At 69.7% G+C, this 21,740-nt stretch carries 24 protein-coding genes; 14 read left to right on the top strand and 10 right to left on the bottom strand.

Annotation, left to right across the window (positions count from 1 at the left end; genetic code table 11):
• Positions 1 to 40: 40 nt before the first annotated feature.
• From B5X82_RS14885 to copC, 3 genes are all read right to left on the bottom strand, one after another.
• A complete protein-coding gene (locus B5X82_RS14885; protein WP_079648948.1) occupies positions 41 to 1,252 on the bottom strand; it encodes an NAD(P)/FAD-dependent oxidoreductase in 1,212 nt (403 codons plus the stop codon).
• Between the two features lie 88 nt (positions 1,253 to 1,340).
• The gene (copD, locus tag B5X82_RS14880) at positions 1,341 to 2,213 is read right to left on the bottom strand and encodes a copper homeostasis membrane protein CopD (protein WP_079648947.1); all 873 of its coding nucleotides are present in this window, start codon (positions 2,211 to 2,213) and stop codon (positions 1,341 to 1,343) included.
• A gap of 2 nt (positions 2,214 to 2,215) precedes the next feature.
• Entirely contained in the window at positions 2,216 to 2,605 is a 390-nt protein-coding gene (gene copC / locus B5X82_RS14875; RefSeq protein WP_079648946.1) for a copper homeostasis periplasmic binding protein CopC, read from the bottom strand.
• A 121-nt stretch (positions 2,606 to 2,726) separates the two neighbouring features.
• Here copC and B5X82_RS14870 point away from each other — a divergent pair, with 121 nt between their 5' ends.
• The 9 genes from B5X82_RS14870 (at position 2,727) to B5X82_RS14830 (ending at position 12,177) form a co-directional block, all read left to right on the top strand.
• Positions 2,727 to 3,008: a hypothetical protein gene (locus B5X82_RS14870; RefSeq protein WP_079648945.1), complete on the top strand. Its 282-nt coding sequence runs from the start codon at positions 2,727 to 2,729 to the stop codon at positions 3,006 to 3,008.
• A gap of 1 nt (position 3,009) precedes the next feature.
• Positions 3,010 to 3,444: a Spy/CpxP family protein refolding chaperone gene (locus B5X82_RS14865; protein WP_079648944.1), complete on the top strand. Its 435-nt coding sequence runs from the start codon at positions 3,010 to 3,012 to the stop codon at positions 3,442 to 3,444.
• On the top strand, positions 3,441 to 4,016 hold the full coding sequence (locus B5X82_RS14860; RefSeq protein ID WP_079648943.1) for an RNA polymerase sigma factor: 576 nt from the start codon (positions 3,441 to 3,443) through the stop codon (positions 4,014 to 4,016). The genes B5X82_RS14865 and B5X82_RS14860 overlap by 4 nt, the downstream gene beginning before the upstream one ends.
• 104 nt (positions 4,017 to 4,120) lie before the next feature.
• Positions 4,121 to 4,657, top strand: a complete 537-nt coding sequence (locus B5X82_RS14855) for a hypothetical protein (RefSeq protein WP_079648942.1) — start codon at positions 4,121 to 4,123, stop codon at positions 4,655 to 4,657.
• 117 nt (positions 4,658 to 4,774) lie between these two features.
• Complete coding sequence (locus tag B5X82_RS14850) at positions 4,775 to 6,100, top strand: aminotransferase class V-fold PLP-dependent enzyme (RefSeq protein WP_079648941.1); 1,326 nt, start codon at positions 4,775 to 4,777, stop codon at positions 6,098 to 6,100.
• A gap of 59 nt (positions 6,101 to 6,159) precedes the next feature.
• Positions 6,160 to 6,489, top strand: a complete 330-nt coding sequence (locus tag B5X82_RS14845; protein ID WP_079648940.1) for a hypothetical protein — start codon at positions 6,160 to 6,162, stop codon at positions 6,487 to 6,489.
• A 57-nt stretch (positions 6,490 to 6,546) separates the two neighbouring features.
• The gene (locus B5X82_RS14840) at positions 6,547 to 7,824 is read left to right on the top strand and encodes a TolC family protein (RefSeq protein WP_079648939.1); all 1,278 of its coding nucleotides are present in this window, start codon (positions 6,547 to 6,549) and stop codon (positions 7,822 to 7,824) included.
• Complete coding sequence (locus B5X82_RS14835) at positions 7,821 to 8,987, top strand: efflux RND transporter periplasmic adaptor subunit (protein ID WP_079648938.1); 1,167 nt, start codon at positions 7,821 to 7,823, stop codon at positions 8,985 to 8,987. The genes B5X82_RS14840 and B5X82_RS14835 overlap by 4 nt, the downstream gene beginning before the upstream one ends.
• Positions 8,988 to 8,991: 4 nt before the next feature.
• A complete protein-coding gene (locus tag B5X82_RS14830; RefSeq protein ID WP_079648937.1) occupies positions 8,992 to 12,177 on the top strand; it encodes an efflux RND transporter permease subunit in 3,186 nt (1,061 codons plus the stop codon).
• Between the two features lie 42 nt (positions 12,178 to 12,219).
• Here B5X82_RS14830 and B5X82_RS14825 read toward each other — a convergent pair whose 3' ends face one another.
• The 6 genes from B5X82_RS14825 to tkt form a co-directional block, all read right to left on the bottom strand.
• Positions 12,220 to 13,116, bottom strand: a complete 897-nt coding sequence (locus B5X82_RS14825; protein WP_079648936.1) for a fructose bisphosphate aldolase — start codon at positions 13,114 to 13,116, stop codon at positions 12,220 to 12,222.
• Positions 13,113 to 13,565, bottom strand: coding sequence for a VOC family protein (locus B5X82_RS14820; protein WP_079648935.1), 453 nt, complete (start codon positions 13,563 to 13,565; stop codon positions 13,113 to 13,115). Before B5X82_RS14820 ends, B5X82_RS14825 begins: the two co-directional genes overlap by 4 nt.
• Position 13,566: 1 nt before the next feature.
• Complete coding sequence (locus tag B5X82_RS14815) at positions 13,567 to 14,760, bottom strand: phosphoglycerate kinase (protein ID WP_079648934.1); 1,194 nt, start codon at positions 14,758 to 14,760, stop codon at positions 13,567 to 13,569.
• A 2-nt stretch (positions 14,761 to 14,762) separates the two neighbouring features.
• Positions 14,763 to 15,218 carry an MOSC domain-containing protein gene (locus tag B5X82_RS14810; RefSeq protein WP_079649089.1) on the bottom strand — a complete coding sequence of 152 codons (456 nt, stop codon included), beginning with the start codon at positions 15,216 to 15,218 and terminating at the stop codon, positions 14,763 to 14,765.
• Positions 15,219 to 15,384: 166 nt separating this feature from the next.
• Entirely contained in the window at positions 15,385 to 16,392 is a 1,008-nt protein-coding gene (gene gap, locus B5X82_RS14805) for a type I glyceraldehyde-3-phosphate dehydrogenase (protein WP_079648933.1), read from the bottom strand.
• Between the two features lie 14 nt (positions 16,393 to 16,406).
• Entirely contained in the window at positions 16,407 to 18,374 is a 1,968-nt protein-coding gene (tkt, locus tag B5X82_RS14800; protein ID WP_079648932.1) for a transketolase, read from the bottom strand.
• 219 nt (positions 18,375 to 18,593) lie between these two features.
• On the opposite strand from tkt, the gene B5X82_RS14795 reads away from it, so the two are divergent.
• The gene (locus tag B5X82_RS14795) at positions 18,594 to 18,794 is read left to right on the top strand and encodes a hypothetical protein (protein ID WP_079648931.1); all 201 of its coding nucleotides are present in this window, start codon (positions 18,594 to 18,596) and stop codon (positions 18,792 to 18,794) included.
• Entirely contained in the window at positions 18,794 to 19,135 is a 342-nt protein-coding gene (locus B5X82_RS14790; RefSeq protein ID WP_079648930.1) for a cell division protein ZapA, read from the top strand. The genes B5X82_RS14795 and B5X82_RS14790 overlap by 1 nt, the downstream gene beginning before the upstream one ends.
• 52 nt (positions 19,136 to 19,187) lie before the next feature.
• Here B5X82_RS14790 and B5X82_RS14785 read toward each other — a convergent pair whose 3' ends face one another.
• Positions 19,188 to 19,490 carry a GIY-YIG nuclease family protein gene (locus B5X82_RS14785; protein ID WP_079648929.1) on the bottom strand — a complete coding sequence of 101 codons (303 nt, stop codon included), beginning with the start codon at positions 19,488 to 19,490 and terminating at the stop codon, positions 19,188 to 19,190.
• Positions 19,491 to 19,793: 303 nt separating this feature from the next.
• On the opposite strand from B5X82_RS14785, the gene B5X82_RS14780 reads away from it, so the two are divergent.
• From B5X82_RS14780 to B5X82_RS14770, 3 genes are all read left to right on the top strand, one after another.
• Positions 19,794 to 20,372: a 5-formyltetrahydrofolate cyclo-ligase gene (locus tag B5X82_RS14780; protein ID WP_079649088.1), complete on the top strand. Its 579-nt coding sequence runs from the start codon at positions 19,794 to 19,796 to the stop codon at positions 20,370 to 20,372.
• Positions 20,369 to 20,584, top strand: coding sequence for a DUF2842 domain-containing protein (locus B5X82_RS14775; RefSeq protein WP_079648928.1), 216 nt, complete (start codon positions 20,369 to 20,371; stop codon positions 20,582 to 20,584). The genes B5X82_RS14780 and B5X82_RS14775 overlap by 4 nt, the downstream gene beginning before the upstream one ends.
• Before the next feature lie 142 nt (positions 20,585 to 20,726).
• Positions 20,727 to 21,695, top strand: a complete 969-nt coding sequence (locus B5X82_RS14770; RefSeq protein ID WP_223811124.1) for a GGDEF domain-containing protein — start codon at positions 20,727 to 20,729, stop codon at positions 21,693 to 21,695.
• Positions 21,696 to 21,740 lie beyond the last annotated feature (45 nt).

The raw sequence follows: 21,740 nt of genomic DNA, 5'->3' as shown, positions 1-21,740 counted from the left end.
CGTCGTCAATCATATTTCTATGTCGGACCATGGCGGCGGTTCACGCGGGGATGTAGCGATCGGGCCGGTAGGGCTGCAGCAGCGGTGCCACCTCGCCCGACATGATCTCCCGCGCGGCGTAGCGGCCGAGGATCGGCGCCAGGGTGATGCCGCTGTGGGTGACGATCGCATAGACGCCCTTCGCGCCCGGCACCGGCCCGCAGATCGGGCGGTTGTCGAGTGGATAGGGGCGGAAGCCGAGCAGGATCTTCGTCGCCTTGCCCCTGGCGATCGCCGGGATGTACCTGGCGGTGCGATCGATCAGCATCTGGCCGTGATGCTGGCGCAGATACTCGTCCGGATAGGGCATCTGGTGGTCGAGGATCTCGGCATGCTGGGGCAGGTTCGGCGGGCCGCCGGTGAAGCTGGCGAGGAAGCGCCCGTCGGCATATTGCTTGAACTCGATGATGCTCGATGCCTCGTAGACCATCCGGGTGACGACCGGCTGCGGCGTGGTGTGGACGACCAGGCCGGGCTTGTGGGCGAGCTTCAGCGGCTTGTCGATCATCGCCATCAGCCGCGGCGTGTCGGTGCCGGCGGCGGTGACCAGCTGGTCGAGCGGGAAGTGCCCCTTGCTGGTCTGCACGCCGGCCAGGCTGCCGCCCTTCATCTCGACCGCCATGACCTCGCACGGATAGATCACGCGCGCGCCGAACCGCTTGGCGGCGGCCAGGTAGCGCTGGGTCGCGACCACCGGATCGACATGGCCGTCGCGCATCGTCTGGAAGGCGAAGCTGACGTCGTCGCCCGCGAACACGCCCGGACTGACCCGGCTGATCTCCTCGCTGGTCAACATGCGCGGCGGATCGTCGGTCGCGGCGAGCAGCTTCGCCTTGACGGCCAGCTCGTCGCGTTTCTTCTCGCCATAGGCCCAGCTGATCGATCCGCCCCAGATCGCGTTCATCCGCCACTGGCTGTCGTCTTCGAGCCAGGCCTTCATGCTTTCGAGGCGGAGCCGCATATAGTGGGCGTCGTTGACGACGGGATTGATCCAGGCGACCGACCGGCTCGTCGCGCCCGCCGCCGGCGCCTCCTTCTCGAAAACGGTCACCTCGGCGCCCGCCCTGGCGAGCTGGAGCGCGGTCGAGGCGCCGATGATCCCGCCGCCGACGATGCCGATCCTGGGGCGGCGGCCCGCGGCGAGGACGCCCATCGGCGCCAGCGCGGTCGCTGCCGCCATCCCGCCCAGTACCGTGCGGCGATGCAATCTCATCCCATGTCCTCCCCGGCTGATCGTCTCTTCCTACACGCGGAGCCTGTCAGAGTCAGAGCATGTAAAATCCTGATTCGATAACCGGATGTTATATCCCGGCCGTGGGATCGATCATCCCGAGCCAGCCCACCAGCAGCAGGACGAGGAGGCCGATCGACAGCTCGACGCGGATCGCCCGCCGCAGCGCGGGGCGGGCATCGCCGGGGCGATGCTCGAACAGCGGGGTGAGCCGGAACCGGTTGTTCGCGGCGAGCAGCAGCATCGCGCCGAACGCCGCCAGCTTGAGCGCCATCAGCCGGCCATAGGTGGTTTCGAGCAGCAACGGGAAGCGCTCGACCCCGACGATCATCGCGCCGTTGACCAACCCGGTCACGACCAACAACCCGACCGTCGCCCCGCCGATCGGCGCGAAGGCGCGCAGCATCGGGCGGACGGCGTCCTCCTCGGGCCGGCGGAGCGCGAGCAGCAGGCAGGCCATGCCGCCGATCCAGGTCGCGGCGGCGGCGACATGGATCATGTCGGCGAGCATATGGACCTGGCCCGTCACGCCCTCGCCACCGGCGGCATGCCCGGCCCAGGCGACGGTGATCGCCGCCAGCACGCCGGTGGCCGCCAGCGGGCGGAGCGCCGCGCGCATGGCCAGCGGCACCGCGACGGCGAGCAGGACGAGCCGCCCCAGCACCGCCTTGCCGGCCGCGGTGGCCGTCAGGACGAGCGACGCGATCTCCCAATCGACCGCGAACAACGGTTCGCCGGTCATCCCCGCGACCATCGCCAGGAAACCGAGCACCGCCAGCAGCATGGCAAGGGCCAGCAGCAGCGCGAAGGGGATGCGGAGCCGCGACAATTCCGTCCGCCCCCGTGCGGCGCCGCACGCCAGCCATAGGAACAGCGGCACGCCCGCGATCAACGACAGGGCGGCATAGTTGCCGAAGCGCAGGATGATCGCGGGCGCGTCCATCGTCACTTCACCGAGAAGGCGTAGGCGCCCTCGCTGCGGTGGGTATCGCCGGTCACGACGTGCCAGCTCAGGTTGTAGCTGCCCGCCGGCAGGGTGCGGGGCAGGGTCACGACCAGCGTCTTGCCGTCACCGCCCAGCGCGGTCTTGAGGCCCTTCACCGGCATCGGCGCGTGCTTCGCCATGCCCGGCATCGCGGTCATGACGATCTCGACGCCCGACAGCTTCGCGACCGGCGCTTCCGAGAAAACCAGCGTGACGGTCCGCACGTTCGACGCGGCCGTGTCCGCCGCGGGGACGGCGGCGACCAGCTTGGCATGGGCGAGCGCCGCGCCGCTGGAGAACAGGGCGACGGCGGCCAGGGCCGGGGCGGCGATCGAGGACAGGTAGCGCATCGTGGTTCCTTTGCTTTTCACGGTGTGAACAAGGCGATTACGCGGCCCGCGTCCTTTCCCCTCAGCCGGCATGAGTGATTTTCGTCCGGCGCGCGTATAATCGATGGTCAGAGGTGGTGAGATGAGCGAGAGCGACGGGATCGACGATATTCTGGAACGGCTGCGCGGCGGCGGCGCCGATCCGCGTCTGGAGGCGATGGACGAGGCCGTGCTCGCCGGACTCGCCGCGCATCGGGCCAGGCGCGCGGCGCGGCGCGGGCTGGCGCTGTCCGGGGTCGCGGCGCTCGGCATCGGGCTGGCGAGCAGCCTGGCGATGCCGCCGCGCGCATCGGCCGAGCCGGTTCCGCTGCTGATGGCGGCGCCGGCGAGCGCGCCGTCCAACCTGCTGCTGGGGGTGCGCTGAGATGGGGCGCTATCCGGTGCTGATCGTCCTGGCGGCCTTTCTCGCAGCGATCGCCGGGGTGTTCCTCGGCCGGATGCTGTTCACTCCCGAGCCGCCGATCGAGACCAGGTTCCATGCCTTCCTCCACCGCGAGCTCGAGCTCGATGCCGCGCAGACCGCGCGGATCGAGGCGCTCGAGCGCGAATTCGCCGTGCAGCGGAGCCGCTACGAACAGGAGATGCGGACCGATAATCGCAGGCTGGCCGCCGCGATCCTCGCCGAAAAGGGCTATGGGCCGGCGGTGGCGAATGCGGTTGATCGGTCCCACCACGCCATGGGCGCGTTGCAGAAGGCGACCTTGCAGCATCTGTTCGGGATGCGATCGGTCCTCAAACCGGATCAGGCGCGCCGCTTCGACGACGCCATGGTTCAGGCGCTGACAGCGCCGCAACGGTGAGCCCGGGCGAAGGGGAGCCGGACGACGGCGCGCTCGCCGCCCGCGCGCTGGCCGGGCATGAGGACGCCTATCGGCTGTTGATGGCGCGGCACCGGGTCCAGGTCCATCGCTTCGTCCGCGCCCAGATCGCCGACGCCGATGCAGCGCTCGACATCGTCCAGGACAGCTTCATTGCCGCCTTTGCCCATCTCGGCCGCTACGATCGCACCCGGCCGTTCCGGCACTGGATGATCCGCATCGCGCTCAACAAGTGCCGCGACCATCGCCGCCGCCAGATCGTGCGCAGCTTCTTCGCCCGCGCCAGGCCGCTCGACGAAGGACTGCACGTCGCCGGGGTGGAACCGGGGGCCGACGCCGAGATCGGCGGACGACAGGAATTGCGGCGGGCGCGGCAGGCGATCGACGTCCTGCCGGATAAGCTGCGCTCGGTCCTGCTGCTGCGCACCGTCGAGGGGATGAGCCAGGCCGAGGTGGCCGCGTTGCTCGGCGTCAGCGAGAAGACGGTCGAGATGCGGCTCTACCGCGCCCGCCTCAAATTGTCCGAGATGCTGGGGGCGACGCCGACCCCATAATGGTTCTGCATGGACCAACAAGGAATCGACAATTGAAAGCATGGGTGCGGGCCGCGACTATGCGGGGGCTTGCCATGGGGGCAGCTCTATCAGGATGACGTCGCATGAAGATCGGTGGGAAATGGTCGCTCGGGGGGTTCGCGCTGGCCGTGGTTCTGGCGGCGGGGGGTGCCATGGCGCATCCGGGGCATCACGCCGAACCGGCCTTTTCGAAGAGCGGGCCGGTGCTGTCCTACTTTTCCACCCCGAACCGCGAGCATCTCGAGATCAAGGGCGATGCGGCGACGACGCTCGCCAAGGTCGTGGTCGAGCTGAAGGCGCCGTCCGACGTGCTCGTCCAGTTCACCAGCGGGCTCGCCACGGTCACGCCCGACGGCTGCCCCTGCTCGGCGCGGGTGTCGCTCGCCATCGACGATCATGATCCGGTCGTGATCAAGCGGGTCAATCTGGGGACGATAGTCACCCGGATCGGCGACACCTACCAGCCCGATCGCCAGTCCGCCGACGGCTCCTACGCGTTGCAGCTGCCGGCCGGCCGGCACGAGATCGCGCTGATCGCGCAGCGGATCGAAGGGAGCAGCGCGCTGCTCTACGGTTTCTATCCCAATCTACAGGCGCTGGCCTTTCCGAGCGGGAAGTAGGACGCTCCAGGGAGCATCATCGGCCGGCGACGTCCCGTGAACGGACGTCGCGGCCTCGTCCGCGTCGGCGGGCCCAGACCACATCACGACGATATCTCTCCAGACGGAGCCTTGACGATGAGCGTTACGCCAAGCCGCCGGGACCTTCTCAAATCCGCCGCCCTGGCGGGCCCGGCGCTGTTGTCCGCGCAGGCCGTGGCCGCGCCCGCGTCCGGCCGCCCCGCGAAGCCGGCGGTGAAGGCGGTGCTGGCGCCGAATTCGATCCCGCTCTCGGCGCTGCCGGGCCATTTCGACGTCGACCCGAGCATCCGCAACCTCGAGGCGGGCTATTGGAGCGTCATGCCGCGCGTCGTCGCACAGGCCTATGCGCGCCACACCGAGGAGGTGAACCGGTCAAACTCGATCTTCGCGCGCAACGTGCTGCCGGGCGAGGCCTGCCTCGCCAACGGCAGCCGCGAGGCGCAGGTGGCGATCGCCCGCCAGGTCGGCTGCGCGCCCGAGGAGATCGCGGTCGCGCGCAGCGGATCGGACGCGTTGCAGTTGCTGATCGCCAATTATCGCGGCCTCAAGACGGGCGATGCGGTGATCTATTGCGACCTCGACTATGACGCGACGATCGGCGCGATGGAGTGGCTGGGCACGCATCGCGGCGCGCGCGTCGTCAGGTTCGCGATGCCCGAGCCGGCGACCACCGCCAACATCCTCGCCGCCTATGACGAGGTGTTGAAGCGCAATCCGGACGCGAAGCTGCTGCTCGTCACCCAGGTCTCCAACCGCACTGGGCTGGTGACGCCGGTGCGCGAGATCGTCGCGATGGCGCGGGCGCGGGGCGTCGACACGATCGTCGACGCCGCGCACGGCATCGCGCTGCTCGACTTCCAGCTTGCCGATCTCGACGCCGACTTCGTCGCCTGGTCGGTCCACAAATGGACCTCCGCGCCGCTGGGTACCGGGGCGATGTACATCCGCAAGAGCCGACTCGCCGACATCGACATCGCCTATGAGAATCATAATCTTCCGGCCGATAGCATCAATGCGCGGATCCCGCCGGGGACGGTCAACTTCGCGGCGATGCTGACCATCCCGCTCGCAGTCGACTTCCACTTCGCGATCGGCGCGGCGGCGAAGGAGCGGCACATGCGGGCATTGCGCAACCGCTGGGTCGACGCGGTGCGCGACCTGCCCAACGTCACCATGGCGGTGCCCGACGATCCCGCGCGCTACTGCACGATCACCAGCTTCCGGCTGAAGGGCATGGACAGCGACGAGAAGGCGAAGGCCGTCCAGCAGCGCCTGTTCGAGAAATACCGCATCCTGACGGTGTGGCGCACCGGGGTCGCCAAGGGCCCGGTCATCCGGGTGACGCCGGGCCTCTACAGCACCCAGGCCGACGTCGACGCGCTCGCCGCCGCGCTGCGCGCCGAACATGCGATGTTCGTCTGAGCGGCGGCGGTAGGGGGGCGATGATGGATTTTCGGGCTTCCCATGCTATAGGGCGCGCCATGGCCCGCCGCTTCTGGCTCCTTTTCCTGTGCCTGATCGCCACGTCGCTGGCCGCGACGACGACGACCCATGCGCGCGAATGGATCAGCGAGACGACGCTCGAATGTTCGGGCGCCGTGCACAGGGACGGCGACGCCGACCAATCGCAGGGTGACGGCGACAAGGCGGTGCCGCACCACCATGGCGGCTGCCATGGCCCGGCCGCCCCGGTGCCCGTCAACATGGCGCTCGACCATGCCGTCGACACCGGCTCCGACTATATCGGGCGCGGGGTCGCGGCACTGCCGTCGCGCGCGCTCGATCCCGCGCTGAGGCCGCCACAGGCCTGACCACCGTCCGCCGGCCGGCGATCGCCGGCCCGACGTCATCGGTCAGGATCATTTCCCATGAACAGATTGCTCGCGGCCGTGCTGGCCGCAGCCTCCTGCGTCGCGATGGCGCAGGCGCATGGCGGGCAGCCGGCGTCGACGACGCAGGCGCCGCCCGTCTACACGCTCGACCGTGCGGTGCTCGACGCCGGCGGCTCCGCCCCGGCTGCCGAGGCCGCTCGGGCCGGGATCGACGCCGCCCGCGCAGGGCGCACCGTCGCGGGGCTTCGCCCCAACCCGGTCGCGGAAGGGCAGGTCGAGAATATCGCCGGCAGGGGACCCTATAGGGGCTTGCGGAGCGCCGAGGCGACGATCGGCGTCGCCCTGCCGATCGAGCTCGGCGGCAAGCGCGGCGCGCGTGTCGCCGTCGCGGATGCCGAGCTGTCGAAGGCCGGGCTGGAGGCGGCGATCGCCGCCGCCGACATCCGGTTCCAGGTCTCCCAGCTCTATGTCGAGGCCGTCGCCGCCGATCGCCGGCTGGCGATCGCCGCCGACCAGGCACGGATCGCACGGGAGACGCTGCACGCGGCCGGCGTCCGGGTTCAGGCCGGCCGGGCGTCGCCGATCGAGCAGCAGCGCGCCGATGTCGCCCGGATCACCGCCGAGGCCGGCGTCGAGCGGCAGGCGCGGCTGGCCGAGGCCGCCCGCGCCAATCTGGCGCGGCGGATCGGCCGCCCGATTGACGGGGCGCTCGACGCGCGCCTGCTCGATCCGCCGCCGCCTGCCCGCTTCGGGCCGGAGCCGCCCGCCAGCGCGGACGGGACCCTCGCCCTCGCGGCGGCCGATGCCGACCTCGCGGTCGCCGATGCCGGCGTGCAGCTGGCGCGCGCGAACCGCGTGCCCGACCTCACCGTCGGGCCGGGGCTGCGCCGGCTGGCGGCGACCGACGATACGGCGGCGGTGTTCAGCGTCTCGATCCCGATCCCGCTGCTCAACGGCGGCCGCGCGGCCGTCGCCCAGGCACGGGCCGAGCGCACCCGCGCCGATGCCCGGCGCCGGATGACGGCGCAGGATGTCGAGCAGGCGATCACAGACGCCCGGGTCGAGGCGGCCAATGCCGCGACCATGGCGCGGGCCGCATCGGGCCCGGCGCTCGCCGCCGCGCAGGAAGCCGCCCGGATCGCCCGGATCGGCTATCGCGAAGGCAAATTCGGGCAGCTCGACCTGCTCGACGCCGAACGGACCCTGGCCGAGATGCGCGTCGCCGCGATCGACGCCCTCGCCAGCTACCAGAACGCCCGTGCGCGGCTCGAACGGCTGACCGCCGCCGCGCCCATGGGAGGACAGCATCCATGAAGACGATCCTCATGCGCGGCCCGTTGCCGCTGACCCTTGCCCTGTTGCTGTCCGCCTGCGGCGGCGGCGGCGCGCCGGACGGCGGCAATGAAGCTGACGATCACGGCCATGGCACCGAAGCCGCCGAGGCCGGGCACGCCGACGAAGGCGCGATCGCCCTGTCCGCCGACCAGATCGCGGCGGCGGGCATCCAGACCGGCCGCCCGATCGTCGGCGGCGCGGGGACGATCGAGCTGCCCGCCACGATCGAAGGCGATCCGCAGCGCACCCAGATCGTCTCCGCCGCCATCGCCGGCCGCGTCGTCGCGCTCCACCGCAACCTCGGCCAGTCGGTCGGGCGCGGCCAGACGATCGCGGTGATCGAGAGCCGCGAGGCGGCCCAGCTCAAGGGCGAGGTCGAGGCGGCCCGGGCACGGCTGGCGCTCGCCGATTCGAACCTCGCGCGCGAGCGGCGTCTGTTCGCGGAGAAGGTATCGCCCGAACAGGACATGGTCGCCGCGCGGACGGCGGCGGCCGAGGCGCGCATCGCCTATCGCCAGGCGCAGAGCCAGGTCGCGGCGGCGGGCGGCGGCGGCGGCGGGCTCAACCGGCTCGGCATCGTCGCGCCGCTGTCGGGGCAGGTGATCGCGCGGCCGGTGGTGCTCGGCCAGACGGTCGCGGCCGACGCCGAGCTCTACCGGATCGCCGATCTCGGCAAGGTCTCGCTCGCGCTCAGCCTGAAGCCGGAGGATGCCGGGCGCATCCGCCCCGGCAGCACGGTGACGGTGACGGCGCCCGGGCGGCAGGCGGAGGCGCGGATATCCTTCGTCTCCCCAGCGCTCGATCCGCAAACCCGGCAGGTGCCGGCGATCGCCACGCTCGACAATCGCGACGCGATCTGGCGGGTGGGCGAACCGGTGACGGCGTCGATCCAGCTGTCCGGCAGCAGGGGTGACGGCGCGATCCGGGTGCCCGCGACGGCGGTCCAGACAGTCGAGGGAAAGACGGTGGTGTTCGTGCGGACGCCGAAAGGCTTCCGGGCGACCCCGGTGCGGATCGGCGACGCCAGCGGCGACACCGTCCTGCTGCTCTCGGGCCTGGCCGGCCGCGAGGTGATCGCCACCACCAACAGCTTCACGCTCAAGGCCGAACTCGGCAAGGGCGAAGCGAGCCACGAGCATTGATGCCATGATCGCCCCCATCGTCACCTGGGCGGTCGAGAAGCGCTGGCTCGTCCTGCTGCTCACCGCTGTCGCCGCCGTCATCGGCGCGGTCTCCCTCCATCGGCTGCCGATCGACGCGGTGCCCGACATCACCAACAACCAGGTCCAGATCAACGTCCGCGTCCCCGCGCTGTCGCCCGAGCTGGTCGAGAAGCAGATATCCTTCCCGATCGAGACCGCGCTCGCCGGCATCCCCGGCCTCGATCACACCCGTTCGCTCAGCCGCAACGGCTTCGCCCAGGTCACGGCGGTCTTCTCCGACGCGACCGACATCTATTTCGCCCGCCAGCAGGTCGGCGAGCGGCTGCAGGGCGTGGCCGAGACTCTGCCGGAGGGCGCCAACCCCGAAATGGGGCCGATCGCGACCGGGCTGGGCGAGGTCTATATGTGGACCGTCCGGCTCCAGCACCGCGAGGAGGACACCCATCGTCCCGGCGAGCCGGGCCAGCAGCCCGACGGCAGCTACATCACCCCGGAGGGCGAGCGGCTGACCAGCGAGGCCGACAAGGCGACCTATCTGCGCACCGCGCAGGACTGGATCGTCGCGCCGCTGCTCAAGAACACGCCCGGCCTGGCCGGGATCGACGCGATCGGCGGCTATACCAAGCAATATCTGGTCGTTCCCGACGTCCAGAAGCTGGCGGCGCTCGGCCTGACGCTCACCGATCTCGGCACCGCGCTGGAGCGTAACAACGGCAGCGTCGGCGGCGGCTTCATCAACCGCAACGGCGAGGGGCTGGCGGTCCGGTCCGATGCGCTGATCCGCAACGCGGCCGAGCTGGCCCGCGTCGTGGTGGCGACGCGCGAGGGCGTGCCGATCACCCTCGACCAGGTCGCCAGCGTCCGCACCGGTCAGGCGATCCGCATGGGATCGGCGTCGGAGAACGGGACCGAGGTGGTGGTCGGCACCGCGGTCATGCGGATCGGCGAGAACAGCCGGACCGTCGCGACCGCGGTCGCCGAGCGGCTGAAGGCGATCAACGCATCGCTGCCGCCAGACGTCGTCGTCCAGCCGGTGCTCGACCGCACCGCGCTGGTCAACGCCACGATCGGGACGGTCGCCAGGAATCTCGGCGAAGGCGCGCTGCTGGTCGTCGTCGTGCTGTTCCTGCTGCTCGGCAACGTCCGCGCGGCGCTGATCGCGGCGGCCGTCATCCCGATCACGATGATGCTGACCGGTTTCGGGATGCTGCGTGCCGGCGTCTCGGCCAATCTGATGAGCCTCGGCGCGCTCGACTTCGGCCTGATCGTCGACGGCGCGGTGATCATCGTCGAGAACGCCCTGCGCCGGATGGCGGAGCAGCAGCACCGCGAGGATCGGTTGCTGACCGTGCCGGAGCGGCTGGCGACGGTCGCGGCCGCGGCGCGGGAGATGATCCGGCCGTCGGTCTACGGCCAGGCGATCATCATCCTCGTCTATGTCCCGCTGCTCACCCTGACCGGGATCGAGGGCAAGACCTTCGTGCCGATGGCGCTCACCGTCATCATCGCGCTGGCCGCCGCCTTCGTCCTGTCGCTGACCTTCGTGCCCGCCGCGATCGCGGTCTGGCTGTCGAAGCGGGTCGAGGAGAAGGACGGCCGGGTCGTCGCCTGGCTCAAGCGGCGCTACGAGCCGGGGCTCGACCGGGCGATGCGCAGGCCGTCGCTGACGATCGGGGCGAGCCTCGCCAGCCTCGCCGTCGCCGCGCTCGCCTTCCTCGCCTTGGGCCGGGTGTTCCTGCCTCAGCTCGACGAGGGCGACCTCATGATCCAGGCGCTGCGCATCCCCGCGACCTCGGTCGAGCAGAGCCAGGCGATGCAGACGCCGATCGAGCGGATGGTGGCGCGCCAGCCGGAGGTGCGGTTCGCCTTTTCCAAGACCGGCACGGCCGAACTGGCCTCCGACCCGATGCCGCCCAACGCCACCGACATGTTCGTGATCCTCAAGCCGCGCGACCAGTGGCCCGATCCCCGCTTGCCGAAGGCCGAGCTGGTGAAGCGGCTGGAAGGCGAGCTCGCCCATTTCCCCGGCAATGCCTATGAGATCACCCAGCCGATCCAGATGCGCTTCAACGAGTTGATCGCGGGCGTGCGCGGCGACGTCGCGGTCAAGATATTCGGCGACGACTTCGCGGCGATGAACCGCACGGCCGAGCAGATCGCCGCCATCCTGCGCCGCACCGAAGGCGCCGTCGACGTCAAGGTGGAGCAGACCAGCGGGCTGCCGATGCTCGACATCCGGGTCAACCGCGACGCGATGGCGCGGCTGGGCGTGACCGTACAGGACGTCCATGACGTCGTCACCGCCACGATCGGCGGCCGGACCTCGGGGATGATCTTCGAGGGCGACCGGCGCTTCCCGGTCGTCGTCCGGCTGTCGGATGGCCAGCGCGCCGATCTCGGCCTGCTCCGCCAGGTGCAGGTGCCTGTCGCCGGCGGCCGCTACGTGCCGCTGTCGAGCGTGGCGGAGCTGCGCATCGTCGACGGCCCCAACCAGATCGGCCGCGAGAACGGGAAGCGCCGCGTCGTCGTCCAGGCGAATGTCCGCGGCCGCGACGTCGGCGGCGTCGTCGCCGACGCCCAGGCGGCGATCGCCGGGCAGGTGCGGCTTCCGGCCGGCGTCTATCTCGAATGGGGCGGGCAGTTCGAGAATCTCGCATCGGCCACCGCACGTCTGCGGCTGGTGATCCCGGCCTGCTTCGTGCTGATCCTGCTGCTGCTCTACGGTGCGCTGGGATCGGTGCGGGACGCCGCGATCGTCTTCACCGGCGTGCCCTTCGCGCTGGTCGGCGGCGTCCTGCTGCTGCTGGTGCGCGGCATGGACTTCTCGGTCTCGGCCGCGGTCGGCTTCATCGCGCTGTCGGGCATCGCGGTGCTCAACGGCCTGGTGATGGTCAGCTCGGTCCAGGAGCTGGTCCGATCGGGCATCGACCGGGCCGAGGCGGCGCGGCAAGGCGCGATCCAGCGTCTGCGCCCGGTGGTGATGACCGCGCTGGTCGCGAGCCTCGGCTTCGTGCCGATGGCCTTCGCGAGCGGGGCGGGAGCCGAGGTGCAGAAGCCGCTCGCCACCGTCGTCATCGGCGGCCTGATCTCGGCGACCTTGCTGACCCTGTTCGTGCTGCCGACGCTCTATGCGCGCTTCGGCGGGAAGCGGGAGGCCAAGGGCGATTGAACGATAAGGGGGAGAGGCGAGGCCCTCCCCCTTACCATGGGATCAGGCGGTCTTCTTGGTCGACGCGGTGTAGATCTCGTCGATCGCCGAGCCGAGCGAGGCGTTGAACTCGTCGTCGCTCATCTGGGCGCGCAGGTCTTCGAGCAGCGCGCGGCTGAAGCTGGCGATCACGCCGCGGTTCTTGGCCAGCTCGATGCAGGCCTCGGGACGCTTGTAGCCGCCCGACAGCGCGACGACGCGCAGCACGCGCGGATGATCGACCAGCGAATCGAACAGGCCGGCCTGCTTCGGCAGCGACAGCTTGAGCATCACCTTGTCGTCTCCGGTCAGCGCGTCCAGCGCCTTGGTCAGCTCCTCCAGCAGGATCTGGTCGGCTTCGGCGCGCTCCGGGCTCTTGATGTTCACTTCCGGCTCGATGATCGGCATCAGCCCGGCGGCGAGCACCTGCTTGCCGACCTCGAACTGCTGCTTGACGATCGCGGCGATGCCCTCCCGGTTGGCGAGGTTGATCACCGAACGCTCCTTGGTGCCGAACACGCCCAGCCCCTTGGCGCGGGCGAGCAGCGCGTCGAGCTCGGGCATCGGCTTCATCAGCTGGACGCCGTTCTTCTCGTCCTCCAGGCCCTTGTCGATCTTGATGAAGGGCACCACGCCGCGCTCGTTGAGCACCTGCGGCACCGGCTTGCCGCCGGCCTGGCCGTCCATCGTCCGCTCGAACAGGATCGCGCCGATCACCTTGTCGCCGGTGAAGACGGGCGAGGTGATGATGCGGGTCCGCATCTGGTGGATCAGGCCGAACATCTCCTCCTCGGAGCTCCAGGCGCCTTCCTCGACGCCATAGCCCTTGAGGGCCTTGGGGGTCGATCCGCCGCTCTGGTCGAGCGCCGCGATGAAGCCGTTGCCTTCGGCGATTTTCCTGGCCGCGTTCTGATCGATCATTTGGTCTGGTCTCCTATGGACGTGGGGGTGGCCGATCCCGGCACGGGCGCCCAGGGCGGACCCTTGAGCTCGAGCGAATTGCCTTCGGGATCGGAGAGATAGATGGACGGGCCATCGCCGTCGGCGCCGTAGCGCGAGACGATCTCGCCCTGGATGCCATGGCCGGCGAGGTGCGCGAGCACCGCTTCCCCGTCCCAGGGCAGGACGCGGAAGCAGACATGGTCGACGTTGCGGCCCTCGCGGCCCGGCGCGGCGCCGCCGGCGCGGCCGAGCTCGCCGTCGACCGGCACCAGGTCGATCAGGCTGTTGCCGATGCGGAGCTGGTAGAGGCCGATCGCCGCCTGCTGCTTCTCCCAGCGGGCGCCGAGGACGTCGATGTAGAAGGCGGCGACGCGATCGAGATCGCGGATACGCAGCACGACATGGTCGATGTCCCGGATCGTGATCAATTCAGGCCTCGAGCGCTTTCACGCCCGGCAGCTCGCGGCCTTCCATCCATTCGAGGAAGGCGCCGCCGGCGGTCGACACGAAGCTGAAGTCGCCGGCGACGCCGGCATGGTTGAGCGCCGCGACGGTGTCGCCGCCGCCCGCGACCGAGACGAGCGAGCCGCCCTTGGTCAGCGCCGCCGCGGTGCGGGCCAGTGCGACGGTAGCGGTGTCGAAGGGCGGGGTCTCGAACGCGCCCAGCGGCCCGTTCCATACCAGCGTCCGGCAGGTCTTGAGCGCATCGCCCAGCGCCTCGACCGCGGCAGGGCCGACGTCGAGAATCATCTCGTCGGCGGCGACCTCGTGGACGTTGACGGTGCGGGTCGGCGGATTGGCCTTGAACTCCTTCGCCACCACCACGTCATAGGGCAGGTGGACGATGCACTCGGCCGCGTCGGCGGCATCGAGGATGGCGAGCGCGGTGTCCTTCAGGTCGTGCTCGCACAGCGACTTGCCGACATCGACGCCGCGTGCGGCGAGGAAGGTGTTGGCCATGCCGCCGCCGATGATCAGGTGGTCGACCCGCGCGACGAGGTGCTTGAGCACGTCGAGCTTGGTCGAGACCTTGGCGCCGCCGACCACCGCCGCGACGGGGTGCTCGGGCTTGCCCAGCGCCTTCTCCAGCGCCTCCAGCTCGGCCTGCATCGAGCGGCCGGCAAAGGCCGGGAGCAGCCGGGCGAGGCCCTCGGTCGAGGCATGGGCGCGGTGGGCGGCCGAGAAGGCGTCGTTGACGTAGAGGTCGCCGAGCTTCGCCATCGCTTCGGCCAGCGCGGGATCGTTCTTCTCCTCGCCCTTGTGGAAGCGGGTGTTCTCCAGCAGCGCGATGTCGCCGGGCTGGAGCTGGGCGACGGCGGCCTCGGCCTCCTCGCCGCAGCAGTCACCGATGAAGCGGACCTCGCGGCCGAGCACCGAGCGGAAGGCGGCGGTGACCAGCGCGAGGCTCATGTCGGGATTGCGCTCGCCCTTGGGGCGGCCGAAATGGGCAAGGACCAGGACGATCGCGCCCTTGTCGGCCAGTTCGGCGACGGTCGGGGCGGCGGCGCGCAGGCGGGTGTCGTCGGTGACGGTGGCGCCTTCCATCGGAACGTTGAGGTCCTCGCGGACGAGGACGCGCTTGCCGCGCACATCGCCGATATCGTCGAGCGTCCTGAATGCCATGCTTATCCTTCAACCTCCACTTCGTCGCCCAGCGCGATCGCGCCGCCTTCGATCACCCGCGCGATGCGTCCGCCGCGCCATTCCGGCCGCAGCGCGAGCTGCAGCCCGTCGGCCACCGCGTCCATCCGCCGGCACGGGTCGCATTCGCCCGTGATCTCGACGATCGCGCCGCCGATGCGGACCCGCGCTCCCTCCTCGCGCGGCAGGATGACGCCTTCAACCAGCAGGTTGGCCCGGCGCTGTTCCCATGAGACGGGACGGCCCAGATCCGCGATGGCCGCCGTCCAGTCCTCGGCCATCAGGATCGTCACCTGGCGCCGATTCGACTTGCCGGGGCGGATGGCGCCGCGATGGTCGCCATGCACCCCGGTGTCGAGCCCGATCATCACCCGGTCGAGCAGCTCCATCGGACCATGCGGACGGTCCTTCCGGGCGATGCCGATGAGGCGGCCGGGCATCAATGTTATTCCGTCATCCCGGCCCCTCGGCTGCCTGCAAGGCAGGCGCTCGGGGTAAATTTCAGCCGGAGGCTGAAGGCCGGGATCTCGGGAGGCCAGGGCGCGCCCTCATCCCCTGAGGCCCCGGCCGCCGGGGCGACGTGGGAGAGGAGGGCGGCCGGCATCGTCAGAGCAGCTTGCCCATCGCGCCGGCGGTGTCGACCATCCGGTTCGAGAAGCCCCACTCGTTGTCGTACCAGCTCAGCACGCGGACCAGCTTGCCTTCGAGCACGGCGGTCTCGAGGCTGTCGATGGTCGACGAATGCGCGTCATGGTTGAAGTCGATCGAGACCAGCGGCTCGTCGGTGTAGCCGAGCACGCCCTTGAGCGGGCCTTCCGACGCGGCCTTGAGCAGCGCGTTGACCTCTTCCTTGCTGGTCTCGCGCGACGGGGTGAAGGTCAGGTCGACGACCGAGACGTTCGGGGTCGGCACGCGGATCGCCGAACCGTCGAGCTTGCCCTTGAGCGCCGGCAGCACCTCGGCGACCGCGCGGGCGGCGCCGGTGGTGGTCGGGATCATCGACATCGCGGCGGCGCGGGCGCGGCGCGGATCGCTGTGGATCTGGTCGAGGATCTTCTGGTCGTTGGTATAGGCGTGGATCGTCGTCATCAGGCCGCGCTCGATACCGATCGCCTCGTGCAGGACCTTGGCGAAGGGCGCCAGGCAGTTGGTGGTGCACGATGCGTTCGACACGATCTTGTGGTCGGCGGTGAGCGTGTCGTGGTTGACGCCATAGACGACGGTCAGGTCGACGCCCTTGGCCGGGGCCGAGATGAGGACGCGCTTGGCGCCGGCGTCGAGATGCTTCTGGCCGCCCTCGCGATCGGTGAAGAAGCCGGTGCATTCGAGCGCGATGTCGATGCCCTGCGCGGCGTGCGGCAGCTTGGCCGGATCGCGCTCGGCGGTGACGGCGATGCGCTTGCCGTCGATGATCAGGTCGTTGCCGTCGACCTCGACGCTGCCCGGATAGGCGCCGTGGACGCTGTCGCGCTTGAACAGCCGGGCATTGGCCTTGGCGTCGGCGAGGTCGTTGATCGAGACCAGCTCAAGGCCGCAGTCCGGGCGCTCGAGGATGGCGCGGGCGACGTTGCGCCCGATGCGTCCGAAACCGTTGATCGCAACCTTCACAGCCATGTGCCGATACTCCTTTAGTTGGCGAGCGCCCCGATGATCCGCGGGGCGAGCTTGTCGGCCGTCAGGCCGAAATGATCGTAGAGCGCCTTGACCGGGGCCGACGCGCCGAAGCCGTCGACGCCGAAGCGCAGGCCTTTGCGGCCGACATAACGTTCCCAGCCCATCGTCGTGCCCGCCTCGATCGAGACGAGCAGCGCGCCCTCCGGCAGGATCGCGTCGCGATAGCTTTCGGGCTGCGCATCGAAGCGCTCCCAGCTCGGCATCGAGACGACATCGGCGCCGTGGCCGGCCTCTTCGAGCTTCTTCGCGGTGGCGAGGGCGATCTCGACCTCCGAGCCGCTGGCGATCAGCACCACCTTGCGCGCGGCTTCGGCTGCCTTCAGCCGATAGGCGCCCTTCGCCGAGAAATTCTCGCTGATGTCGGTGCGGACCTGCGGCAGGCCCTCGCGCGACAGCGCCAGCAGCGACGGGCCGTCGGCCTTCTCCAGCGCGAGCTGCCAGCATTCCGCGGTCTCGATCGCGTCGCACGGGCGGTAGACGTCGAGGTTCGGCATCGCGCGCAGGCTCATCAGATGCTCGACCGGCTGGTGGGTCGGGCCGTCCTCGCCCAGGCCGATCGAATCATGCGTCATGACGTAGACGACGCGCTGCTGCTGCAGCGCCGACAGGCGGATCGCCGGGCGGCAATAGTCGGAGAACACCATGAAGGTGCCGCCATAGGGGATGACGCCCCCGTGCAGCGCCAGCCCGTTCATCGCGCAGCCCATGCCGAACTCGCGGATGCCGTAATAGATGTAGCGGCCCGCATAATCCTCGGCGGTCAGCGGCGCCTGACCCTTGGTCTTGGTGTTGTTCGATCCGGTCAGGTCGGCCGAGCCGCCGATCGTCTCGGGCAGCTGCTCGTTGATCGGGCCCAGCGCCATCTCGGACGCCTTGCGGGTCGCCACCTTCTGCGGGTTGGCGGCGAGCTCCTTGATATAGGCGTCGAGCGAGAAGCCGGCCGGCAGCGCGCCGGCCATGCGGCGCTCGAACTCGGCGCGATCCTTCGACGCCACCAGCCGCGCTTCCCAGGCGCTGCGCAACGCGGTCCCGCGATGGCCGGCCTCGGCCCAGGCGGCCTTGATGTCCTCGGGGATGACGAACGGCTCGGCGGTCCAGCCGAGATGCCCGCGCGCCGCCGCGACCTCGTCGACGCCGAGGGCGGCGCCATGGGTGGCGGAGGTGCCCTGCTTGTTCGGGGCGCCATAGCCGATCACGGTGGTGCACTGGACGATCGACGGGCGCGGATCGGCCTTGGCCGCCTCCAGCGCCCTGTTGATGCTGTCCGGATCATGGCCGTCGCACGACACGGTGTGCCAGCCGGTGGCGGCGTAGCGGGCGAGCACGTCCTCCGACGAGCTGAGCGAGACCGAGCCGTCGATCGTGATCTTGTTGTCGTCCCACAGCACGATCAGGCGGCCGAGCTTGAGATGGCCGGCGAGGCCGATCGCCTCATGGTTGATGCCTTCCATCAGGCAGCCGTCGCCGGCGATCACCCAGGTGTGATGGTCGACAAGGTCGGTGCCGAAGGTCGCGTTCAGATGCCGTTCGGCGATCGCCATGCCGACCGCGGTGGCGAGGCCCGAGCCGAGCGGGCCGGTGGTCGCCTCGACGCCCGGCAGCTCGAAATTCTCGGGATGGCCGGCGCACGGGCTGTGCAGCTGGCGGAAGTTGCGGATGTCCTCGATCGTCGGGCGCGCATAGCCGGTCAGGTGGAGCAGCGCGTAGATCAGCATCGACCCGTGGCCGGCCGACAGGACGAAGCGGTCGCGGTCCGCCCATTTGGGCTGGGCCGGATCATATTTCAGATGCTTCGTGAACAGCTCGGTCGCGACGTCGGCCATGCCCATCGGCATGCCGGGGTGGCCCGAATTGGCGGCCTGCACCGCGTCCATCGCGAGCGCGCGGATGGCGTTGGCAAGCTGCCTCGATGCAATCGTCATAGGAAACCTTCTGCAGACCGGCGGGATCGATCGAACAAGGCCAGATTCCCTGTTCGCGGGGCTCCTTTGTCGTGCCGGAGCGGTATCGTCAACCATTGCGGGGCTTGTCGGAACGGTTTCAGCGGGGGTGAAAGCGGCGATGCGGTCCTTCCGCGCGACCCGTCCATCGCTCGAACCCGCGCTTGCGGGCCGTCGAGAGGCTGCTATTCCTCCGAATCGATGACCGATCACCGCCTGATACTGGCGCTAGGCCGCCTCGAACGCGCGATCACCCGGCTGGAAGCTGGGGTCGAAGCCGCGCCCTCCTTCGGCCATGACGAGAATGAGGCGCTGTTCCGCCTCGCCGAACGCCACCGCACGCTGCGCGAGGCGACCGAATCGGCGATAGAGCGGATCGACCGCCTGCTGGGGACGAACTGATGGCCGATGTCGACGTCGATGTCGCGGGTCGCCGCTACCGCCTGAGTTGCCGCGACGGCGAGGAGGATCATCTCCGCGCGCTCGTCCACATGGTCGGCGCCAAGGCCGAAGAACTGACCGGCGCGCTCGGCGAGATGACCGAGGCGCGCACCCTGCTGCTGTCGGCGCTGCTGCTCGCCGACGAGCTCAACGACCTGCGCGGCGCCGCTGCGGTCGCGCGCAAGGACCCGGCGCCCTCCGTCGCCGCCGCCGAGCCCGACCCCGCCTATGCGGTCGCGATCGAGCGCATCGCCGAACGCGTCGAGCGACTCGCCGACCGGATGGAACGGGACGGCCAGTAGTTTCCCGTCATGCTGAACTCGTTTCAGCATCCACCGGGCGGCGGGCGCCGGTTCAGAGTGGCTCGAAACCCAGGCCGATCGAAAGATCGTGCCAGCCGGCATTATCCTGTTCGATCAGGTTGAGCTTCCACGAGCGATGCCACCGCTTGAGCTGCTTCTCCCGCGCGATCGCGGTCGACATGTCCTCGAACAATTCGTAGCGAACCAGCTTCGCGACGCCGTAGCGCGAGGTGAAGCCATCCAGGGTCCCGCTCCTATGCTGATACAATCGCTTCGGAAGATCGGATGTGACCCCGATGTAGATCGTGCCGTTGCGATCGCTCGCGAGGATATGGACGCAGGGCTGGCGGTCCATTTCCCTCCGGTAGCACGGCGCGGGTGTGCTGGTGGATGCTGAAACAAGTTCAGCATGACAGGCTTCGCAAGGCCGCTCCCTTGAGCCGGACCCGCTTTGCACCTATATATGTCCTTGGCGGGTACTGCCCGGCACGAGCTGTAGCGAACATCCCTGAGGCGATTCACATTCCTAGGGGGCTGTCCCTGCCCGGATCCTGGTCCGGTGCACATGGTCCCCACCTGATGCTTATGGCGTCAGAGGATATTCCAGCAAACGACCATGGCGGTCCCGCCACCTTCCCCCATTCCCGCCGCGCCGCCGATGGACGCTGATCCGTCCAAGCCGGCGTTGCGCGCCGAACTCCGCGCCCTTCGCGACGCCTTCGTGCTCGATCTCCCGCCCGGCGAGCGGGCTCGGCTCGAGGCGCTGGCGGCCGATCATCTGCTGCGCGTCGCGGGCGGTGCGCGCAGCATCGCCTTCTATGTCGCGATGGGCAGCGAGATGGGATGTGCGGCGGCGATGGCCGCTACGGCAGCGCGGGGAATCGCCGTCGCGCTGCCCCATGTCGAGTCGCGGTCCGCGCCGATGCGCTTCCTGCGCTGGACGCCGGGCGATCCGCTCGAAACCGGCTGGCGCGGACTGTCGCAACCCGCCGCCGAATCGGCCGAGATCCGCCCCGATCTGATCGTCGCGCCGCTGCTCGGCTTCGATTCGGCGCTCAACCGAATCGGGCAGGGCGCGGGTTTCTACGATCGCGCCTTCGCCGCGCTGCCGCAGGCGCGCAGGATCGGCTGGGGCTGGTCGATTCAGCAACGACCCGCCATAGGCTGCGATCCGTGGGACGTGCCGCTCGATGCGGTCGTCACAGAGACGGGCGTGATCGAAGGGAACAACGCGTGACGAACCAACCGAGCTGGCGGAAACCCGCCGGCATCTTCCTGATCTTGCTCATCATTTCGGTGTGGGCGGTGATCGTCGCGACCGCCTCCCCCTGGATCGGCACGTTGCCGGCGCTGGTCCAGGCACCGGTCTACGTCGTCGCGGGCATCGTCTGGATCCTGCCGCTCAAGCCGCTGCTCGCCTGGATGGAGACCGGCCGCTGGCGCCGCTGAACCTCGTAAAATTACGGGGGGCATTAACCGGATGTATCGAATCTCGCGCTATCCCGATCCGGAGATCAGGGGTGTCGCGGTGAAAGAAGAAAGAATAGCCGAGAAGTCTGCAGCGCGCGCCGAATGGCGGCGTCTGTACGACATGATCGGCAAGCTTCTGTTCGATCACGGGCTGGAACCGTCCCCGGCGAATTTCGAATTGTGCCACCGCTATCTGTCGGGCCGCGACGCCGCGCTCAACGCGACGATCGACCGTGCGATCGCCAAGGACGGCGGGCTGACCGACGCCGTCGCCGGCACGATCGCCACCCGGCTGGACCCCGGCCTGTCGACCGACGAGCTGTCGCGCATGGCGCTGGAGGCGCAGGGCTATCTCGAGCAGATGACGACGATTCTCGCCCGGTCGGGTGAGGATGCGCGCGACTATGGCGAGGCGCTGGCGCACGAGGCCGAGGGGCTGGAGGCGGACGGATCGCCCGCGCTCGCGGTCAAGAAGCTGGTGGGCCTGACCCGGACGATGATCGACAAGGCGCAGGCCGCCGAAGAGGACCTGCGCCGCACCGAGCAGCAGATGAACGCGATGCGCGAGGACCTCGCCGCGGCGCATCGCAAGGCGAACAGCGATCCGCTGACCGGCTTGCCCAACCGCCGCGCGCTGGACCAGCATCTGCGGGGTGCGTTCGAGAACGCCCGGCGCGCCGCCTCGCCGCTCGCGCTGGCGATCTGCGACATCGATCATTTCAAGCAGTTCAACGACACCCATGGCCATCAGATCGGCGATGAGGTGATCAAGTTCGTCGCCTCCTCGCTCGGCCGCGTCGCGAGCGGCGACGTATTCGTCGCGCGCTATGGCGGCGAGGAGTTCGTGATGGTGTTCGAACGCGGCGCCGCCGCCAAGGCGATGGCGACGCTCGACAAGATCCGCGCCGCGATCGCCGCGCGCGAGCTCAAGGTCACCCACACCGGCCAGTCGCTCGGGCGGCTGAGCTTCTCGGGCGGGCTCGCCGCGCTCGACCTCCAGGATTCGCCGGGCTCGATCCTCAAGCGCGCCGACGCCGCGCTCTACCGGGCCAAGCAGAACGGCCGCAACCGCATCCACGCGGCGGAGTGACGGCGCGCCCTCGAACTGTCACGAATATGCTCGTCATGCCAGCGG

Source organism: Rhizorhabdus histidinilytica, from assembly GCF_900167915.1.
GTDB classification, from domain to species: domain Bacteria; phylum Pseudomonadota; class Alphaproteobacteria; order Sphingomonadales; family Sphingomonadaceae; genus Rhizorhabdus; species Rhizorhabdus histidinilytica.
Note: the sequence above shows the minus strand (reverse complement) of the source record. Positions and strands in the feature narration are given on the sequence as shown.

Excerpts from the sequence above, each read along its gene's own strand:
- B5X82_RS14840 (WP_079648939.1), top strand. The coding sequence starts at position 6,547 with ATGAACAGATTGCTCGCGGCCGTGCTGGCCGCAGCCTCCTGCGTCGCG.
- B5X82_RS14885 (WP_079648948.1), bottom strand. The coding sequence starts at position 1,252 with ATGAGATTGCATCGCCGCACGGTACTGGGCGGGATGGCGGCAGCGACC.
- B5X82_RS14790 (WP_079648930.1), top strand. The coding sequence starts at position 18,794 with ATGGCCGATGTCGACGTCGATGTCGCGGGTCGCCGCTACCGCCTGAGT.
- B5X82_RS14865 (WP_079648944.1), top strand. The coding sequence starts at position 3,010 with ATGGGGCGCTATCCGGTGCTGATCGTCCTGGCGGCCTTTCTCGCAGCG.
- B5X82_RS14835 (WP_079648938.1), top strand. The coding sequence starts at position 7,821 with ATGAAGACGATCCTCATGCGCGGCCCGTTGCCGCTGACCCTTGCCCTG.
- B5X82_RS14815 (WP_079648934.1), bottom strand. The coding sequence starts at position 14,760 with ATGGCATTCAGGACGCTCGACGATATCGGCGATGTGCGCGGCAAGCGC.
- tkt (WP_079648932.1), bottom strand. The coding sequence starts at position 18,374 with ATGACGATTGCATCGAGGCAGCTTGCCAACGCCATCCGCGCGCTCGCG.
- B5X82_RS14830 (WP_079648937.1), top strand. The coding sequence starts at position 8,992 with ATGATCGCCCCCATCGTCACCTGGGCGGTCGAGAAGCGCTGGCTCGTC.
- B5X82_RS14810 (WP_079649089.1), bottom strand. The coding sequence starts at position 15,218 with ATGCCCGGCCGCCTCATCGGCATCGCCCGGAAGGACCGTCCGCATGGT.
- B5X82_RS14855 (WP_079648942.1), top strand. The coding sequence starts at position 4,121 with ATGAAGATCGGTGGGAAATGGTCGCTCGGGGGGTTCGCGCTGGCCGTG.
- B5X82_RS14785 (WP_079648929.1), bottom strand. The coding sequence starts at position 19,490 with ATGGACCGCCAGCCCTGCGTCCATATCCTCGCGAGCGATCGCAACGGC.
- B5X82_RS14870 (WP_079648945.1), top strand. The coding sequence starts at position 2,727 with ATGAGCGAGAGCGACGGGATCGACGATATTCTGGAACGGCTGCGCGGC.
- copC (WP_079648946.1), bottom strand. The coding sequence starts at position 2,605 with ATGCGCTACCTGTCCTCGATCGCCGCCCCGGCCCTGGCCGCCGTCGCC.
- B5X82_RS14825 (WP_079648936.1), bottom strand. The coding sequence starts at position 13,116 with ATGATCGATCAGAACGCGGCCAGGAAAATCGCCGAAGGCAACGGCTTC.
- B5X82_RS14850 (WP_079648941.1), top strand. The coding sequence starts at position 4,775 with ATGAGCGTTACGCCAAGCCGCCGGGACCTTCTCAAATCCGCCGCCCTG.
- B5X82_RS14845 (WP_079648940.1), top strand. The coding sequence starts at position 6,160 with ATGGCCCGCCGCTTCTGGCTCCTTTTCCTGTGCCTGATCGCCACGTCG.
- B5X82_RS14795 (WP_079648931.1), top strand. The coding sequence starts at position 18,594 with ATGACCGATCACCGCCTGATACTGGCGCTAGGCCGCCTCGAACGCGCG.
- copD (WP_079648947.1), bottom strand. The coding sequence starts at position 2,213 with ATGGACGCGCCCGCGATCATCCTGCGCTTCGGCAACTATGCCGCCCTG.
- B5X82_RS14780 (WP_079649088.1), top strand. The coding sequence starts at position 19,794 with ATGGACGCTGATCCGTCCAAGCCGGCGTTGCGCGCCGAACTCCGCGCC.
- B5X82_RS14770 (WP_223811124.1), top strand. The coding sequence starts at position 20,727 with ATGATCGGCAAGCTTCTGTTCGATCACGGGCTGGAACCGTCCCCGGCG.
- gap (WP_079648933.1), bottom strand. The coding sequence starts at position 16,392 with ATGGCTGTGAAGGTTGCGATCAACGGTTTCGGACGCATCGGGCGCAAC.